Raw genomic sequence first — 19,140 nt, forward strand, 5'->3', positions numbered from 1 at the left:
TAGAAATCGAACTATTGGTAGAAGAAAAGTGAGATTCCACCTAAAGCAACAAGTGTCCCTATAACACTTTGTTTTGAGACCTTTTCCCCTTTCAGGGCATAGATCACCAGAATAAATACAGGACTGGTCGCTATCAACGTTTGTGCAATCGCAGGGTTCGCATTCTTCAATGCAACTTGCTGAAGCCACAATGCTAAAAATGTTCCGACAAATATTGCCCCTAAAAGCCAAAGCTTGTCGAATTTAGTCATTTCCCATAAATCTCTTTTTATAGACGAGTAAGGCTTACTCTCAACAAAAGGGATAATGAGCATAACGGCAAACACACCTATCGTGAGGCGAATCAGTGCACCTAACAATGGGGGAATATCACCAGCCACCAAAGCATAATGAGAAATCACCACACCTGAAGCCTGACAAACACTCGCCACAAGCCCAAATCCAATACCACTTCGTTGTGCTTTATCACTAGAAAGGTCTTCACCATTCCTAGATTTAGACGGTTGAAAAACGACAAATGTCACAGCTAAAGTGGTGATGACAACACCGAGCCAGCTTTGCAACGTCAATGCGGCACCAAGAAACATTAATGCCAGTACGCCTGAAAGAGGCGGAGCCAAAGACTCAAGCAGCAACGTTTTATTCGCACCGATTCTTTTCAACGCAGCGAAATATGCGCTATCTCCAATTGCGATCCCAATGACACCTGAAATAGCGAGTATCCAAAAATGATTAGCACTCAATTGAAAGTCTGGCATTGGGATAAGAGGCATCACAAGCAACATCATGCCAGAAGCGACGACACCCTTAACAATATTAAGCTGCATAGCAGAAAATCGATGGCCGAATTGTCCATAGATCCATGTCGCACACGCCCACACAATAGCAGCGCCTATTGCCGCAAGTTCACCTATATACATCCGTGTTTATCCTCAGTGATGTGTCTGTCGTCTCGAATCGTCATCTGTATTATTTCTAGCTTTTGAATTATTTCTGCTTTGGTAAATAAAGTCACTGTTGTTTACCACTCTGGATCGCTCCACAACTGAATGATTAACACTCATTTACTAGGCGTTAACCTAACCCCAAATGAGCCTCTATTTCACCTTGCATCCAAATGCATTTTATAAAAATTAATAACCATTTTGCTCACATTAGAAGCGAACACACATTATTTTCAACTAGGTAAATCATTTTTATAACAATTACTTGGATGATAGCGTAGTATCTTTATAACTAATATCTAACATTACAAGGATCTGTTATGTTTTTAGACTACTTTGCACTCGGCCTACTTATTTTCGTTGCGCTAGTAATCTTTTACGGCATCATCGTTATTCACGATATTCCCTATGAAATAGCAAAAGAACGCAATCACCCTCATCAAGATGCTATTCATGTCTCAGGCTGGGTTAGCCTATTCACCTTACACACTATTTGGCCATTTCTGTGGATTTGGGCAACGCTATGGCGTAAAGATCGCGGTTGGGGCTTCGCTAAACTCGAAGAAGAACAACACGATATTCACCATCGAGTTGATGCTTTGATCGATCAAGTCAGTACTCTTCAAGAAGAAATCGCTAAGCTTAAGCAAACTAATGCTGAACAAGCTCATTCCGAAAAAGCTCAGAACAACGCTCAAGATCAGGAGGTTAAGTAATGGATTTACTGCTGATAATGACCTACGCGGCGCTTTGTATCACCATCTTCAAAGTATTTAATATTCCGCTAAACAAATGGACAGTGCCAACAGCTGTTCTTGGTGGCGTCGTCATCATAGGTACCTTGATCCTATTGATGAACTATAACCACCCTTTCACCCAAATTGGTAACCAAGTCTACTCAACAACACCAATCGTTTCTGGTGTGAGAGGTAAAGTCATTGAAGTGCCTGTAGAGGCAAATAAACCTCTTAAACAAGGGGATATTCTTTTCAAAATCGACCCTATTCCGTTTGAAGCTGAGGTCGCAAGATTAGAGGCGAAAGTAAAAGAAGCGAGCCAAGGTGCTCTTGGGATGGAATCAGAGGTAACCGAAGCGGAGGCGGCAAAAGTCAAAGCTATCGCAGAGAGAGATAAGGCACAACGTGAATTTTCTCGTTACAAACGCGGCTATGACAGTGGAGCCTTTACTGAGCAACAATTAGACACACGCAGACAAGCTTACAAGGCATCAGAAGCCGCAGTAAAAGTTGCAGATGCCAATTTAGAACAAGCAAAAATCGCCTTGGATTCTGAAATAGGTGGTGAGAACACCGCGGTTTTGAGCTTATTAGCTGAATTACGTAAAGCTCAGTTTGACTTAGAACAAACCGTCGTTAGAGCTCCTACTGAAGGATACGTTACGCAATTAGCATTGCGTCCGGGCGTAATGGCAGTACCACTTCCTCTTGCTCCCGTGATGACTTTTGTTCACACCGAAGCTCAGTTCTATACTGCAGCATTCAGACAGAATTCATTACAGCGTCTACAACCTGGCTACGAAGCCGAATTTCTGTTCCGCGCGCTTCCTGGTAAAATTTTCAAAGGTCGTATTGATGAAGTAATTCCAGCGATTGGTGAGAGCCAATTCCAAGCTCGAGGTACTCTACTTGGTACTGAGGCACTACGTACCAGCGGTCGTGTGTTTGTTAAGTTAACCATCACTGATGACCTATCTGAATACCACTTGCCTATGGGTACTGCGGTTGAGGTTGCTGTTTATTCTGATAGCTTCACTCACGTATCAATTATGCGTAAAGTACTTATTCGAATGAAGAGCTGGCAGAATTATCTATACCTAGATCACTAAGTTACTGATACCCAAACCACTACTTTGCTTCGACCAAAACCATTAAATGGCCTGTCACAGGGCCACCAATGGACTTAACACATTGTTAAGCTAAATGAAAAAGCCAGACCAGTTCTGGCTTTTTTGTTGCTTGATTAACCACAAAGTTGCACTTTTTCCGTGATATTTACGTGTTCGGATGGAATTTTAGACATCTAGACACTTACCTTCCCTTATGGAAGGGTTCTACTGTATAATGCGCGCCTTATTTTTCATATTTGCCCAAAAAACGGTCTCATTGAGACGCATATTAATAATGGCGAATATTAGTTTTTTATTATGCTTTATCTTTCAGTATTCGAGGTTATCTATGAACTTTTCAGCTAAAACAGTCGTCGTTATTGCCATTGGCGCGGCGCTGTATGGCATTGGTGGTTTACCTATGTTTGGTGTCCCAGTGTTTGCTAACACGACATTGAAACCAGCAATGGCAGTCCTTGCACTGTTTTCTGTTCTATTTGGCCCTATTGTTGGCTTCTTGGTTGGTTTTATTGGCCACTGGGTTACCGATTTATTCGCAGGTTGGGGCGTATGGTTAACTTGGGTATTAGGCTCAGGTATCGTGGGCATGGTTATCGGTCTGTTCCCAATGGTAACCAAAAATCGCCTTCAACAGGGCGAACTTCCAATGAAGGATTTCGCGCTATTTGTCATACTTGCGCTTGTCGGTAATGTGGTAGGTTACGGCTGCTCCGCGTTCTTAGATACCATCTTATATGCAGAACCGTTCACCAAAGTATTTACTCAACTGTCTATTATCGCAGCCGGTAATACCGTCCTGATTGCGGTTGTTGGCTTCTTGATCCTAAAATCAGTCGCTAAACGCAACAAACAAAGCCGCAACCTGACTGAGGCATAAGCGCTAATGACTATAGCATTTTCGAACTTCTCTTTTAGATATGAGTCGCTGGATAAACCGACGCTAAAAAATATCAATCTAAGGATAGAGAAAGGAGAGAAAATCGTCATTATTGGACCCAGTGGTAGCGGGAAATCTACCCTAGGTCAGTGCCTAAATGGTCTGATTCCTCATGCGATTAAAGGTGAAGTAACGGGCTCCCTAGAGATCAACGGTAAGAACATTTCTGATCTTTCAATGCACGACTATACCGAGCAAGTTGGTACGGTATTACAAGATACCGACAGCCAATTTGTTGGTTTAAGTATCGGCGAAGATATCGCATTCGCGTTAGAAAATCAGTTGATGTCGAACCTTGATATGTACCCTTTGGTTAAGTCGACGGCAAAAATGGTCGACCTAGAAGATATGCTGGAGCGCTCTCCTCATGATCTCTCCGGTGGTCAAAAACAACGTGTATCGTTGGCAGGCATCCTAGTGGATGACGTCGACATTTTGCTGTTTGACGAACCTCTAGCAAGCCTCGACCCTAAAACAGGCAAGACAACTATTGAGATCATCGACCAACTTCATAAAGAAACCAACAAGACTATTGTGATTATCGAGCATCGCCTTGAGGATGTTCTACATCGCGATATTGATCGTGTGATCTTAATGGAGCGTGGTGAAATCGTCGCAGACATGACTCCCGATGAAATCTTAGCGTCCGAGCTACTTGATAAACACGGTATTCGTGAACCTCTTTATCTGTCTGCGCTTAAAGCAGCAAAGGCACCTCTGACTAGCGAAGATAAGCTTTCAAACCTCAAAGCTTTGGATTACAAAAGATTCCGCCCTTCAGTCCAAGCTTGGTTTGCTGAACGCCCAGCCCCAACTGCAGAAAAGCAGTACCAACCTTTACTCGAAGTTCATGGTCTAACTTATTCTTACGACGGCGAGAAAAACGCACTCGAAGATGTGAGCTTCAAGATTGGTAAAGGTGAGTTTGTTTCGATCTTAGGAAAAAACGGTTCCGGTAAATCAACCATCACCAAGATCATTATGGGTGTGATTGATGCCGATTCAGGCTCTTCATATCTTAATGGTCAAGACCTATCTGAACTTTCCATCTTTGAGCGAAGCCAGAAAGTCGGCGTGGTAATGCAAAACCCAAATCATATGATCTCGCATCATATGATTTTTGATGAGATAGCATTTGGTCTTCGTAACCGCGGCGTTGCAGAAGAACTTATCAAAGCAAAAGTCGAGAACGTTCTTGAGCTGTGTGGGTTAAGCAAGTTCCGCCACTGGCCGATTGAAGCACTGAGCTATGGTCAGAAAAAACGTGTAACGATCGCATCTATATTAGTATTGGAACCTGAGCTTCTGCTCTTAGACGAGCCGACGGCTGGACAAGACTATCGTAACTACACATCGATGTTGGCGTTTATTCAAAAGCTCAACCGAGAACTGGATATCACTGTGGTCATCATTTCACACGACATGCACCTCGTTCTAGAGTACACCACACGTTCAATTGTGATTGCAGACAGTAAACTCATCGCTAATACAGCCATGACTGAAGTATTCAGTCAGCCATCGCTTCTAGAGCGTGCAAACCTTTGTACGACCAGTATTTATGAACTCGCGACTATGATGAAAATCGACGATACCAATGCGTTTATGCAGTACTTCATCGATTACGAGAGAAGTTCACTATGAACGCATCAAAAGTAAAATTCGGCATCAATTACATTGACACTAAATCCCCGCTTCACGCTCTTAATGGCATCACGAAATTTGCACTTTTCTTAGCTTGGGTAACCGTAGTTCTAACCACTTTCGACCTAAGATTGATTGTTTTGCTGATTGTGACTGGCTTATATCTACTAAAGCTCACCAATGTACCTATACGCGTGTATAAGCCTTTGTTAATTGGTACGGCTAGTGTTCTGAGCTTAAACGCTTTGTTTATGTATCTACTCGCTCCACAACAAGGTGCTGAGCTTATCGGTAATGAGAACATATTGTTAACGCTACCTGGCAACTATTCGTTGAGCCAAGAGACGCTGTTTTACTTAGTCACGGTAACACTTAAGTACATGAGCATGTTCCCGATTGCGTTAATCTTTGTCTTCACTACACACCCAACTGAGTTTGCAGCTAGCCTCAACCGTATCGGTGTTCCATACAAGATTGCGTATGCGGTAAGCTTAACACTACGTTATTTACCTGAAGTTAAAAAAGACTTCATTAATATCATGCATGCTCAGCAGGCTCGCGGTGTGGAACTGTCGAAAAAGGCACCACTCATTACACGTATTAAAAATGTCGCTAAAGTTCTTGGGCCATTGATTTTTTCTAGTTTGGACAGAGCAGACGAGATCTCAAATGCAATGACACTGCGAGGTTTTGGTCGACACAAGGCACGTACTTGGTATAGCTATGCGCCTTTGAAACGTGTCGACTTTGTTTGTTTAACCGTTATTACATTAGTCGTGATACTCGCAATCACAAAGAGAGCACTCGAAGATCAACTGTTCTGGTACCCTTTCTAAACTTCGCAAACTCTACACAAACATCCCCAATACAAACAAAGGCCGCTTACTCAAGCGGCCTTTATTATTCACAAACAACAATTTACGTATAAAATATGGATAAATTATATTTTTTATACGTGATTTTTTGTTTTTTAAGGTCTATTTCCAGATAGTTTGCTAATATCCTCAATCCGTAATTTATATACAGAATGTCACACTCAATAGAGATTTGTAATGGCTCGAATTACTCAAGTACAGAAACTAGAAAATCAAATGAACTACGATGAAATCGTATTAAACCTTTTTCTGGCTGAAGGACATGAAGCATTAACTTATGCAAGGATTGCTCAAGAAATTGGCATTAGTTTAACGACGCTTCAGGGTTATTATCCATCGACTCGTGCTATCCGCTCAGTGCTTCACAAGCACATGCTATCGATTGTGATAGAGAGTCTAGACTTTGCATCGGAAGAGGTATTTGTTCAGTCTTGGCAAAATGCTTTAGATGATGAGCAGTTCCGATTCGTTATTAAATTGATGTTTTTCCATGCCTCACAGATCAAAAGTCCAGAAGCATTTAATATCAGTTCAGACGGACAGTTTCGTGAGAAGATGTTTGAAAGCTTTGGAGCCGACTCTGTTCGTATCCTTGAAACCGTAGTAGGACGTTCAATGTTCTATCTAACCAACTTTGGAACGCGGTCAAATTAGTTTTAACGCAATAAAAAGGGAGCCTAAGGCTCCCTTTTTTAGTTCTGTAATAGATTGATCAGTTTACAAACGCATTCAATTAATCAATTAACTGGCTCACAGACTCATTCAGCTTATAGCTTAGTTGAGCTTGTAGAAAACCGTCGATAACGGTGGTAAGCGTAGCTCAATCGATGTATCTAAGCCTTCACTTGCCACTTGTTCAACCTCAGCAACCGGCTTCACTTCAAAGCCGCTTCCCGCATAATCATCCGAGTCTGTATTCAACAGCAGTGAGTATTTACCCTGCGTTGGGACACCGAGGCGGAAATGTTCATGAGGAACAGGAGTGAAGTTAGATATCACTAAGACACGCTCACCTGATTCACTGATACGCTCATGAGCTAGAATACTCGCTTCTTCTGAATCTTGAAGGCGCCATTCAAAACCTTGTGGATCAAAATCAAGATCATGCATTGCTGGTTCAGAACGATATAGGTTATTCAGATCTCTGGTTAAGCTCTGTACTCCTTGGTGACGTTCATAATCAAGCAAGAACCATTGCAGTTGGTCGTCATGATTCCATTCTGCTGTCTGGCCAAATTCAGCGCCCATGAAGTTCAGCTTTTTACCCGGCTGTGCGTACATGTATCCCATATAAGCACGTAAGTTCGCCGTTTGCTGCCATTCATCACCAGGCATCTTGTTATGGATAGAGCCTTTACCGTAAACCACTTCGTCGTGAGACAGAGACAATACGTAGTTTTCGCTGTGAGCATAAACCAGCGGGAAGGTAATCGTATCGTGGTGATATTTACGATTGATTGGGTCTTCTTGAATGTAAGACAAGCTGTCGTGCATCCAACCCATATTCCACTTAAATCCGAAGCCTAAACCGCCCATAAAGGTCGGTGCCGAAACGCCAGGGAAAGCCGTAGACTCTTCGGCAATCGTCATCGCATTCGGGAAATGCTTGTAAACTTCTTCGTTCATCCACTTAAGCGTTGCGATAGCGTCATAGTTTTCGTTGCCACCGTCTGCATTCGGAATCCATTGATCATGACTGCGCGAATAATCGAGGTACAACATCGAAGCAACCGCATCAACACGGATCCCATCAATATGGAATTGTTCGAACCAGTAAAGCGCATTCGCAACCAAGAAACGACGCACATGCTCTTTGCCTAAATCGTAAATGTACGAGTTCCAATCTTGGTGCCAACCACGACGAGGATCAGGATCATGGAACAATGGCGTACCATCGAAGTTTGCTAAACCATGGTCATCACTAGGGAAGTGAGCAGGAACCCAATCAAGAACCACACCTAAGCCAGCTTGGTGACACTGGTCGACGAAATACTTGAAATCATCCGGTGAACCAAAACGACTTGTTGGTGCAAATAAACCAATAGGCTGGTAGCCCCAAGAACCGTAGAACGGGTGTTCTGAAACGGGCATCAACTCGACATGCGTATAACCAAGATCAGTCAGGTATGGGATTAATTCAGCAGCAAGTTCACGATAGTTTAGGAAATCACCTTCAGCGTTGCGTTTCCAAGAACCGGCGTGCAGTTCATAGAACGAAAGCGCTTCTTTACGTTTCTGCGTAACTGGGCGATTTTGCCACTTAGTGTCTTGCCACTCATAACGAGCGTGATCATAAGTAACAGAGGAAAATGAAGGGTACTGTTCAGAGTAGAAACCCCATGGGTCAGCTTTATGTGGCAAGCCTTCCCCATCAGGTCCTTTTAATTCAAATTTGTATTGAGCGCCTTCTTCCAACTCAGGAATGAATAGACCCCACATACCATAATCTAAGCGTTGCATTGGGTGGCGACGACCATCCCAAGCGTTGAAGTTCCCGACCAAGCTTGCCGCCGTTGCATGCGGAGCATAGACCAAGAAACGAGTACCTGAAACCTTCTGTCCATCACGCTCTAGCGTAATAAACTGAGCCCCCATGTGATGATACATATCTTTAGGTGTATGAAGCTCTTCATAGCTTGCGTACAGATCGTGGTACTGGTATGGGTCATCGATGACCTGTTCTACTCCAGCCCAGTCAACAGCGAGCTTATAATGAGTAAAACGTAAGTCTCTTTCTTGCTTAAGCACGAAACCACTTTCACCCTCTCGCGCTAACTCAATACGAGGTTCCTTTCCGACAATCAACTCAACTTTATCTGCCCCTGGAATCCATACTCTTAATGCACCTTGGTCAGAAGGTAAGTATGGCCCTAAAAATGCAAATGGGTCAGTGAAACAAGCCTGTGATAGTTGGGTATATATTTGTTTTTGCTTTGAAGTCGAACTTAGTTCCAAAACGTTTCTCCCTAACCAAACATCCAAAAAATATAATACAAAAATGCCCGCTATTAGTGCGGGCAATATAACGACGGTTTATTCTACCAGATGAGCATTCATTATTGAGTGACCGAGGTTGTAGTTTCGTACGGCGTAAGCAAAAAACCACGAACTTCCAAGCCACTCAACATCATTACTTACCTGCTTTTTCTCGAACGACAGTTAGCTTAGAAGCGATACGATTAACCCCTTCGTGTGCAAAAATTTCGTCCAAGTTCATTGATAGTTTACGACGCCAGTTAGGATACTCATCAACGGTGCCAGGAATGTTAACCGGCTTGTCCATTTCCAACCAATCTTCAAGTTGTATACTCAATAATGTTGAGCCACCAGCAGCAACGTGCAGTTGAAGTGCTTCAGCTAGGTATGAATCCATTGGTACATGAGCAGCATCGCGACCAACACCTTCAGGCAAGAAGCCATGCCATGCCACAGAATCTAAGATACCTTGCTTACACTCTAGACGGTCATCAAACAACGTTTCTAATTGTTCTGCATCTGGGTATAAACCAATCTCTTGACCCATTTTTAAGTCATCGCAGTGCCAGAAACCGCGTAGCGTTGGCATATCATGAGTACACAGTGCCGCCATTGATTGTGATGCATAGTGCTTAGGTGAGATGAAACCACCGTCGTCTTCTGATGTTTCGAAGAAAAACACTTTGTAAGAATGCACACCAGCATCAGCCAGAATGTCGACAATCTCATCAGGTACCGTACCTAAGTCTTCACCGATAACGCTACATTGATAACGATGAGATTCAAGCGCCAGAATCGACAACATATCTTGTACTGGGTAGTAGATGTACGCGCCTTTAGTAGCGTTTTCACCTTTTGGAATCCACCACAAGCGTAATAGACCTAAAACATGGTCAATACGCAACGCACCACAATGCTTCATGTTTGCGCGAAGCAACTTGATGTAAGCGTCGTAACTTGTTTCCTGAAGCACTTCAGGGTTAAGCGGTGGTAAACCCCAGTTTTGACCTAAAGGACCAAGAACATCAGGTGGAGCACCAATGCTCGCATCCATCACTAGGTTACCTTCATCGGCCCATGTTTCGCTGCCCGAATCCGCAACGCCAACAGCTAGGTCACGGTACAAACCAACCGCCATACCTTTCTCTTCTGCAAGAGACTGTGCATCGTTGATCTGGCAATCAGCTAACCATTGCAGGTACATGTATAGATGAACGTTCTCTAGGTTCTCTTTGATGTATTTCTGTGTTGCTGGGCTTTCGAATGTGCGGTACTTTTCTGGGAATACAGGCCATCCCCACATACCTGAATCTTCAGCGTGCAGCTCACCGTGCAGAGCATCAAATGCCGCTTGATGCATCAGGCTTTCACCGCCCTCTTCAACAAACGCTAAAAACGCTTGTGCACGATCGCTGTTTTTGTCTAGATGACGAGTCTCAAATTCTGCGAATAGCAAAGGCAAGATGCTCATCTTAAGCTCGGACACTTCGGTGTAATTCACCCAGTGCGCTTCACGAGCTTTTTGCAGGCGCTGTTGGAACTCCGCGCTACCTACCGTTTGTTGTGCTTCTGCACTTAATGCAAATTCAGGTACTGAGCTCACATCAATGTATAAGATGTTCAACCAACGACGTGAGGACGGGCTGTATGGGCTCGCGCCTTCTGGGTTCGCTGGGAATAATGAGTGAATTGGGTTCAAGCCTACAAAATCACCACCGCGAGACGCGATATCAGCAACAAGCTGTTTTAGGTCGCCGAAATCACCAATGCCCCAGTTGTGCTGAGTTCTTAGTGTGTACAGTTGAACACTTGGTCCCCAAAGCTTTTTGCCTTGCTCGATTGGTGACTGCTTGAAACACGCTTTTGGCGTAATGATCAATGTCATCTCGTAAGGCTTCTTACGGCGCTTACGGCTCACAATGAGCTTGTGATAACCCCATGCCAAATCACTTGGCAATGCAAACACTAAAGGGCCACCCTCTGCGCGCTCATCACGAACGACTTGAGATTGAAGATAGCCTTCAAGTACCTCTCCTTGCTCGGTTTCTAAGCGCCAGCTAAACTCGCTTTCACGAGCACTTACACCTAGATTAAGCGCCACTTCTACTGGCTCACCATCACGCAAGACAAGAACTGGGTCTAGTACATCTTTTTTGTGTTTTCTTTCTGCTGATTTTAGCAGTGCATCATCGCTGCTTGTATCGTAGCCCAATGAAGCCAATAGAGACGTGATTGTCTCATCTGATACTTGTGCTTCATCGCCCCACGCACTAACGTAACTGTCGGCAATATTTGCCATTTCTGCGACTTGTTTTAATACGGTCTGTTCTTTCATCGCTCTCTCCGAAAACGTTCTAACGCTTTCAATTTTGTAGGGTTGTTATTTAATCTTTTGCTCATCAATTAGCTTATGAGCCACTCAGTTTATAAGCCGTTAATTTGTAAACTACTGGTTTGCTCACAAGTTAATTGAGCCAAGGCAGAAACTGCCTTGGCTACTTTGGAGCTATTAACGGTTAACCGCTTCAAGTTTCCAAATGTTGTTCACGTAATCGCGGATTGAGCGGTCTGATGTGAACTTACCAACCAATGCAGTGTTAAGAATCGCTTTCTTAGCCCAACCTGCTTGGTCTTTGTATTGCTTGCTCATGTCTTCATGTGCTTTCACGTAAGACGCGAAGTCAGCAAGACATAGGTATGGGTCACCACCGTCTAGCAGGCTATCAAACGTTGCACGTAGAAGACCTGGTTGACCTGGAGAGAACTCATCGCCAGTCAGTAGATCTAGAGATGCTTTCAGTAGTGGGTCTGCATTGTAGTAGTCGTAAGGGTTGTAACCTTGAGCTTGCAATGCCACAACACCATCAACGTCTAGGCCGAAGATGTAGATGTTTTCATCGCCAACTTCTTCACGAATCTCAACGTTTGCACCATCCATCGTACCGATAGTTAGAGCGCCGTTAAGTGCCATCTTCATGTTGCCCGTACCCGATGCTTCTTTACCAGCTAATGAAATTTGCTGAGAAACGTCTGCTGCTGGAATAATAATTTCAGCCATGCTTACACGGTAGTCAGGAATGAATACCACTTTCAACTTGTTACCGATGCGAGGATCGTTGTTGATCTTCTCTGCAATCTTGTTAACCGCGAAGATGATTTCTTTTGCTAGGTGGTAACCCGGTGCTGCTTTCGCTGCGAAGAAACATACGCGTGGCTCACACTCGAAACCAGGTTCGTTAAGAATACGGTGGTACAGAGATAGAATGTGTAGCAAATCTAGGTGTTGACGCTTGTATTCGTGTAGACGCTTGATTTGAACGTCGAAGATAGCGTTAGTATCTAGCTCGATACCCATGTTCTCTTGAACCCAATCAGCAAGGCGCTGTTTGTTTTCTTTCTTAACAGCCATGAATTCTTTTTGGAATTTCGCGTCTGTTGCAAACTTAGCGATGCCTTCAAGCTGCTCAAGTTTTGCTGGCCACTCAGTACCGATCTTGCCCGTGATTAGCGTAGATAGACCTGGGTTACAGAACTTCAACCAACGACGTGGCGTGATGCCGTTCGTTACGTTAGTCAGTTTACCTGGGAAGATTTCGTTGAACTCAGGGAACAAGTCTTTCTTAACCAATTGAGAGTGAAGCGCAGCTACACCGTTTACTTTGTAAGAACCGATCACACATAGGTTTGCCATGCGAACCATGCGGTGGAAACCTTCTTGGATGATAGAAAGCTTCGCTTGCTTCTCACCGTCACCAGGCCACATCTTGCGAACTTCTTGCATGAAGCGGTGGTTGATTTCAAAAATGATTTCCATATGACGAGGAAGTAGACGCTTAATTAGCGACTCAGACCAAGTTTCTAGAGCTTCTGGAAGCAGTGTGTGGTTCGTGTATGCGAACGTGTGAGCACTGATTTCCCAAGCTTGATCCCAAGTTAAACCTTTCTCATCGATCAGAATGCGCATCAATTCAGGGATAGCGATAGTTGGGTGCGTATCGTTCAGTTGAATCGTTTCTTGCTTAGGAAGGTCTTCTAGAGAGAAACCTGCTGCTTCGTGACGACGTAGAATATCGCGAACAGACGCTGCTGAGTGGAAGTACTGCTGCATTAAACGCAGAGTTTTACCTTTCTCGTGGTTGTCGTTCGGGTAAAGAACCTTAGTGATGTTACCTGCATCGATTAGCGAGTGTTGCGCTTCGAAGTAGTCACCATTGTTGAAGCTTGCTAGTGAGAAAGGTGCAATTGCCTGACATTCCCAAAGACGCAGCGGGTACACCGTATTTGACTCGTAACCTACGATAGGTAGATCCCAAGGCATTGCTTTCACTTCCATACCTGGAACCCAAGTACGTACTTCTTTACCGTCGATGTATTCAACTTCAACATGACCGTAGAAACCAATGTGCTGTGCTAGTTCTGGACGAGCAACTTCCCAAGGGTAACCTTCAACACCACGCCACGCGTCTGGTGCTTCTTGTTGACGACCATCTTGGAAAGACTGTTTGAATAGACCGTATTCGTAGTGAAGACCGTAACCGACTGTTGGGTATTCTTGAGCGGCACAAGAATCCATGAAACAAGCAGCAAGACGACCAAGACCACCGTTACCTAGTGATGGGTCGCGCTCTTCTTCTAGAAGGTCAGTTAGGTTTTGACCTAACTCTTCCATTGCGTGAGTGATTTGCTCGTATAGGCCCATGCTGATTAGGTTGTTACCTGTTAAGCGGCCAATCAAAAACTCTAATGAAAGGTAGTTAACGCTCTTTGCGTTCTTAATTTTTTCGTCATTTTCAGTTTCTAGCAGGTCGAATGTTGTTAATTCTGCTAACGCACGGCCCATTGCTAGGTACCATGTACGGCTATCTGCATTTTCAATTTTTGTTGCGTATGTTGCAGATAAATGTTTCTTAACGCTCTCTTGGAACGACACTTTATCGAAAGTTTTTTGCTGAGTTGGTTTCATTTCAGAAATCTCGCTTTTAATAGTTCTAATTCATCTGTGACATATCGTGCATGGTCACCATTAACTAAACATCCTCCCGGCCGTACGACTAACTAGGAGTAGATGGGAGGGCGTAGGGGGCGTACCAACAATTGGTTAGTGATCTGACTCTCATGTTCTGACTTAGAACAAAAACTTGGAGTGACTGAGATCACAAGCTCCCGTTCGATAACTTAACTCCAATTGATGTGACTTTTATTTAACCCATTTGAAGTTATTGCCAAATCTGATATTCAGATCACGAAAATATTTTTTGTATCTCACCTTTTGCATAAAATCTTGTGTATCAAAGGACAAAATCACAGACACAAACCACCCCGCTAAGTGAGCAAAGTCACAAATAAAGGGCGTAGAACACTAAAAACATGCAGGAGTGCAAGGTTTCTGAAGAGGATCATAGTCGGTATCGTTTTGCTTCACGTAGTATGAGCGAAGACTTAAGTAATTAGGCTAATGTCATTGGACCGTACTCAACGATAGATTGAGATAATCCAGAGCATAAGCCACGGAATAGGTGAAAAACTTCGACATGTGGATCCCTTCGAAACTGACTCGTCCCGGCCGCTTACATAATGCAATACTGCGACCGAGAGTGCTCGATCTGCTCCAGAACGCAGATTGCTATAAGCTAGTATTGTTCCGCTCTCCAGCGGGATATGGCAAAACCACCATGGCTGCACAATGGCTGGTAGATAAACCCAATGTAGGTTGGTACAGCATCGATGATAGTGACAACGATGCATTCCGTTTCATCAACTACCTACTGCAAGCACTTAACAAAGCAACTCAAAATGCGTGTCCTAATGCCCAAAAGTTGGCAGAAAAACGACAATTTTCATCACTGCATTCTTTATTAAGTGAAGTGTTTGCTGAAATGTCCGAATTCCATCACGAATGTTTTCTTGTGTTGGATGACTACCATTTGGTCAACAATGATGACATTCATGAAGCGATGCGCTTTTTCCTCAAACACATGCCCGACAATCTAACTCTCGTCGTGACAAGCCGCGGTACGCCACCTCTTGGCACCGCTAACCTCCGAGTGCGCGACTTGATGATAGAGATAGGTAACGACTCTCTGGCTTTCGATACAGAAGAGACCACTCGCTTTTTTAATCAACGCGTCGCCGATGGCGTTGATGACACCACTGCAGGTAGTATCTGTACTTATGTAGAAGGTTGGCCCTCTGCACTTCAACTTATTGCGCTTCAAGCGCAGCATCAAAAACGCACACTTGCTCAGTCAGCCGAATCGTTCTCGCACTTTAACCATGCTCATCTATGGGACTATTTGGTTGAAGAAGTGTTTGATCTGTTAGATAAAGAGACACGACAGTTCCTGATGCAATGTTCCGTACTTGATCACTTCAATGACGAATTGGTCTGCGCGCTGACACAACGTGAAGACGCACTGGGAATGATCGAATCACTCAACCGATTCGGTTTGTTCATCTACCCTCTCGAGGGCGAAAAAAACTGGTACCGCTTCCATAACCTGTTTGGTGAGTTTCTAGCGCACGAACGCCAAGCACGAATTCCTCAGCAAGAAGCAGAATTGCATCGAAGTGCAGCCAAAGCATGGATCAAACAGAAAACGCCTCATCAAGCACTGCGACATGCACAGCGAGCCGAAGATCCTGAGCTGATCATCCAAATACTGACAGAGCACGGCTGGCCAATGTTCAACCAAGGTGAGTTGTCTTCGCTAGAGATGGCGATCAAACAGTTGACCACAGATCAGCTTTACAGTGAGCCAAAACTATCCATGTTACGTGCGTGGCTTGCACAAAGTCAGCACCGCTATGATCAAGTAGGCACATTACTTGAAGAAGCCGAGACTCAGTATCAAGCTCGAAACATCGAACTGGATACTCAGCAGCAAGGGCAATACAACGCCCTGCGCGCGCAAGTCGCCATCAATAGTAATGAACCTGAAAGAGCACTGGAATTGGCAGAGCTTTCACTAAGCCAGTTAAACACCACGGTTTATCGTAGCCGCATTGTGGCAACGTCTGTTGTCGGCGAAGTAAACCACGTAATGGGTAACCTCAGTCGTGCGCTGCCTATGATGCAACAGACCGAGAAACTCGCACGTCAATATCAGGTTTACCACCAAGCGCTGTGGGCGATTCTGCAACAGAGCGAAATATTGATTGCTCAAGGTTATGTTCAAGCTGCATTCGAGCTGCAAGACAGTGCGTTCAAATTGATTGAAGAGCATCAGTTGCAATACGTGCCACTGCACGAGTTCTTGCTTCGTGTACGTGCGCAGATATTCTGGTGTTGGAACCGATTAGATGAAGCAGAAGAGTGTTGTTACAAAGGTTTAGATATCCTTGGTCATCACTCACCGAGCAAACACTTGCACAGTTACTCAATGCTGGCTCGTATCTCGCTGAGTCGTGGTGAAATTGATAAAGCATCAAAGTTTATCGACCAAATTCAGCACTTATTACGTCAATCCACTTACCATGTAGATTGGACAGCAAACGCCTCTCTTTCTTTGATCCTATTCTGGCAAGTAAAAGGCGATAAAGAATCTATCCGTGACTGGCTAAATGTGGCCGTTCGACCTGAATCAGCAAGTAACCACTTCTGTCAGCTTCAGTGGAGAAACATTGTTCGTGCTCACATCATTCTTGAGCAATACGAAGACGCAGAAGAAGCATTGGCGTTCTTGAAAAGTGAAGCACAACGCTCTCACCTTGTGACTGATACCAATCGAAACTTGATTGTTGAAGCGGTGCTGCGCACCCAAATTAACGACGAAGATAGTGCACGCCTGCTTCTTGAAGAAGCCCTACATATGACCAATCAAACGGGTATGGTCGGTAACTTCTTGGTAGATGGTGGCACTATTGGTCATATCCTAGATAAGTTGAGCAATAAGCCTGGTTTAGGGGATTTAGAACGTCATCGTGCTCAACAGATCATGAAAGATATCTCAACCACCCAACGTAGCCGCTCGGTTCACTTTGACGAAGACTTTGTCGAGAACTTGGTGAACCACCCGAATATTCCTGAGCTTGTGCGTACTAGCCCACTCACCCAACGTGAATGGCAAGTGCTTGGCTTAATCTATTCTGGCTTTAGTAATGAGCAGATAGCCCAAGAGTTGGATGTTGCGGGTACCACAATCAAGACTCACATTCGAAACCTTTATCAAAAGCTCAATATTGCAAACCGTAAAGAAGCGATCAGTACTGCTGAGAACTTATTGCAGTTAATGGGGTATTAAAGCAGATTCGAGATTCGAGATTCGAGATTCGAGATTCGAGATTCGAGATTCGAGAAAGTATGAGCTAGTCGCCGATGGTGGCTAGCTTTTTTTTGTTTTGAACTTAGAAAAGAAGAAAAACGAAGATAGACAAATGACAGACAAAAAAATAGCCAACCGCAATAATCGCGATTGGCTCTATATATTTGTGAACAAATCAATAGGTTCACTAACAACGTCAGTTGGCTAGGTGACCCTCGGCTTAAGAAGGGTCAATTAATATAATGCAGTTAGCGTGCCAACTTTTATTCGACGTTTTATAAGCCCTGCATCGCATAAAAACCGACAATTTAACATGCGAATTGCAAAGTGCATTTGCATAATGCAACCAAGATGCAATATTGATAAGAGACCTGTTTCATCACTGGGCATTACTGATAGATTACTAAGTGGTTGTATTGTAAATATTAGGCAAACGTTCACTTCAACTTATTCCCTAACAATTTCAAAGGGAATAAAAGCTCTTGAACAAGGGCATATTCATACTTTTTTTACACTAAAGTTTGTATACTGCACAAAATCACACTCAACTCTATGAAGCAATGAACTACTTAAGTACTTTTTTCAAAGGCATGGCAATGGGCGCAGCCGACGTTGTCCCTGGCGTGTCAGGCGGGACCATCGCATTCATTACTGGTATCTACGATACGCTGCTAGAAAGCATTCGAAGAATTAACCCTAGCGTACTTGGCTTATGGAAACGTGGAGGCTTCAAGGCCGCGTTTAGCCACATCAATGGTTTTTTCTTAATCTCATTGTTCGCGGGCGTTTTCACCAGCATCGCGACATTTGCGAAACTCATCTCTTGGCTATTGGTCACGCACCCTGTTCCTTTATGGTCGTTCTTCTTTGGCCTTATCTTGGTGTCGGTTTTCCATATTCTTAAGCAAGTAGAAAAGCGCGATATGATTCGATTCGTGTTTTTGCTGCTTGGTGTTGCCTTCGCATACAGCATCACCGTGCTTAAACCTCTGCAAATGGAACCAACCAGCATCAACATCCTAATCGCGGGTGCAATTGCGATTTGTGCGATGATTTTGCCTGGCATCTCAGGCAGCTTTATTCTGCTATTGATTGGCATGTATGGACCGGTTCTTGGCGCAGTTAAAGAGTTTCAAATCGATGTACTTGCACTATTCCTTGGTGGTTGTGTCATCGGTTTATTGACCTTCTCACATGTGCTCTCTTGGTTATTACGCTCATTCCGAGATTTCACGTTAGTGTTCTTAACCGGTTTGATGATTGGCACGCTACCAAAGATTTGGCCTTGGAAAGAAACCATCAGCTGGCGTATCAACTCGAAAGGCGAAGAAGTTCCTCTGCTCCAAGAGAACTTATCACCTTTCAACTTTGAAGCGGTGACTGCTCAACCGTCTCAACTTACATTGTCTATTGTGATGATGTTAGTGGCAATTGCGTTGGTTCTTGGACTTGAAAAGTTCGGAGAGCGTAACGCGAATTAACCAATCAGCGCCCCTTTGAGCAAACTTAAGAATCGGTGAGTCTAATAAACATTAAGCTCAACACCCTTCTTATATAGATAAAAGCGAAGCCTATGGCTTCGCTTTTTTAGTTCTACAATACGCACAAAATTGCTTTTTGATACAAGCACGTTACGAGG

The 19,140-nt window shown here is 43.9% G+C and carries 12 protein-coding genes; 8 read left to right on the top strand and 4 right to left on the bottom strand.

The window, feature by feature from the left end; all coding sequences use genetic code 11:
- Nucleotides 1–11 precede the first annotated feature (11 nt).
- On the bottom strand, nucleotides 12–920 hold the full coding sequence (locus AACW75_RS16395) for a DMT family transporter (RefSeq protein ID WP_145568922.1): 909 nt from the start codon (nucleotides 918–920) through the stop codon (nucleotides 12–14).
- 344 nt (nucleotides 921–1,264) lie between these two features.
- Between AACW75_RS16395 and AACW75_RS16400 the strand changes: the two genes are divergently transcribed.
- The 6 genes from AACW75_RS16400 (at nucleotide 1,265) to AACW75_RS16425 (ending at nucleotide 6,918) form a co-directional block, all read left to right on the top strand.
- Complete coding sequence (locus tag AACW75_RS16400) at nucleotides 1,265–1,660, top strand: DUF3302 domain-containing protein (RefSeq protein ID WP_145568920.1); 396 nt, start codon at nucleotides 1,265–1,267, stop codon at nucleotides 1,658–1,660.
- Nucleotides 1,660–2,790 carry an HlyD family secretion protein gene (locus tag AACW75_RS16405; RefSeq protein WP_017073667.1) on the top strand — a complete coding sequence of 377 codons (1,131 nt, stop codon included), beginning with the start codon at nucleotides 1,660–1,662 and terminating at the stop codon, nucleotides 2,788–2,790. The genes AACW75_RS16400 and AACW75_RS16405 overlap by 1 nt, the downstream gene beginning before the upstream one ends.
- A 349-nt stretch (nucleotides 2,791–3,139) precedes the next feature.
- Nucleotides 3,140–3,688, top strand: a complete 549-nt coding sequence (locus AACW75_RS16410; RefSeq protein ID WP_029224865.1) for an ECF-type riboflavin transporter substrate-binding protein — start codon at nucleotides 3,140–3,142, stop codon at nucleotides 3,686–3,688.
- Between the two features lie 6 nt (nucleotides 3,689–3,694).
- Entirely contained in the window at nucleotides 3,695–5,389 is a 1,695-nt protein-coding gene (locus AACW75_RS16415; protein WP_145568918.1) for an ABC transporter ATP-binding protein, read from the top strand.
- Nucleotides 5,386–6,225, top strand: coding sequence for an energy-coupling factor transporter transmembrane component T family protein (locus tag AACW75_RS16420; RefSeq protein WP_145568916.1), 840 nt, complete (start codon nucleotides 5,386–5,388; stop codon nucleotides 6,223–6,225). The genes AACW75_RS16415 and AACW75_RS16420 overlap by 4 nt, the downstream gene beginning before the upstream one ends.
- Nucleotides 6,226–6,441: 216 nt before the next feature.
- The gene (locus AACW75_RS16425) at nucleotides 6,442–6,918 is read left to right on the top strand and encodes a TetR/AcrR family transcriptional regulator (RefSeq protein WP_145568914.1); all 477 of its coding nucleotides are present in this window, start codon (nucleotides 6,442–6,444) and stop codon (nucleotides 6,916–6,918) included.
- 120 nt (nucleotides 6,919–7,038) lie between these two features.
- On the opposite strand, the gene glgB is transcribed toward AACW75_RS16425, so the two are convergent.
- From glgB to AACW75_RS16440, 3 genes are all read right to left on the bottom strand, one after another.
- Nucleotides 7,039–9,219 carry a 1,4-alpha-glucan branching protein GlgB gene (gene glgB / locus AACW75_RS16430; protein ID WP_017073662.1) on the bottom strand — a complete coding sequence of 727 codons (2,181 nt, stop codon included), beginning with the start codon at nucleotides 9,217–9,219 and terminating at the stop codon, nucleotides 7,039–7,041.
- Nucleotides 9,220–9,394: 175 nt separating this feature from the next.
- On the bottom strand, nucleotides 9,395–11,575 hold the full coding sequence (malQ, locus tag AACW75_RS16435; RefSeq protein ID WP_145568912.1) for a 4-alpha-glucanotransferase: 2,181 nt from the start codon (nucleotides 11,573–11,575) through the stop codon (nucleotides 9,395–9,397).
- 174 nt (nucleotides 11,576–11,749) lie between these two features.
- Complete coding sequence (locus AACW75_RS16440; RefSeq protein ID WP_017073660.1) at nucleotides 11,750–14,203, bottom strand: glycogen/starch/alpha-glucan phosphorylase; 2,454 nt, start codon at nucleotides 14,201–14,203, stop codon at nucleotides 11,750–11,752.
- 568 nt (nucleotides 14,204–14,771) lie between these two features.
- Between AACW75_RS16440 and malT the strand changes: the two genes are divergently transcribed.
- Together malT and AACW75_RS16450 are read left to right on the top strand one after the other, a co-directional pair.
- Nucleotides 14,772–17,480: an HTH-type transcriptional regulator MalT gene (gene malT / locus AACW75_RS16445; protein ID WP_029224864.1), complete on the top strand. Its 2,709-nt coding sequence runs from the start codon at nucleotides 14,772–14,774 to the stop codon at nucleotides 17,478–17,480.
- 581 nt (nucleotides 17,481–18,061) lie between these two features.
- The gene (locus AACW75_RS16450) at nucleotides 18,062–18,982 is read left to right on the top strand and encodes a DUF368 domain-containing protein (protein WP_145568910.1); all 921 of its coding nucleotides are present in this window, start codon (nucleotides 18,062–18,064) and stop codon (nucleotides 18,980–18,982) included.
- The last annotated feature ends 158 nt before the right edge of the window (nucleotides 18,983–19,140 follow it).

The organism is Vibrio sp. L3-7 (assembly GCF_963898195.1).
Lineage (GTDB): Bacteria > Pseudomonadota > Gammaproteobacteria > Enterobacterales > Vibrionaceae > Vibrio > Vibrio echinoideorum.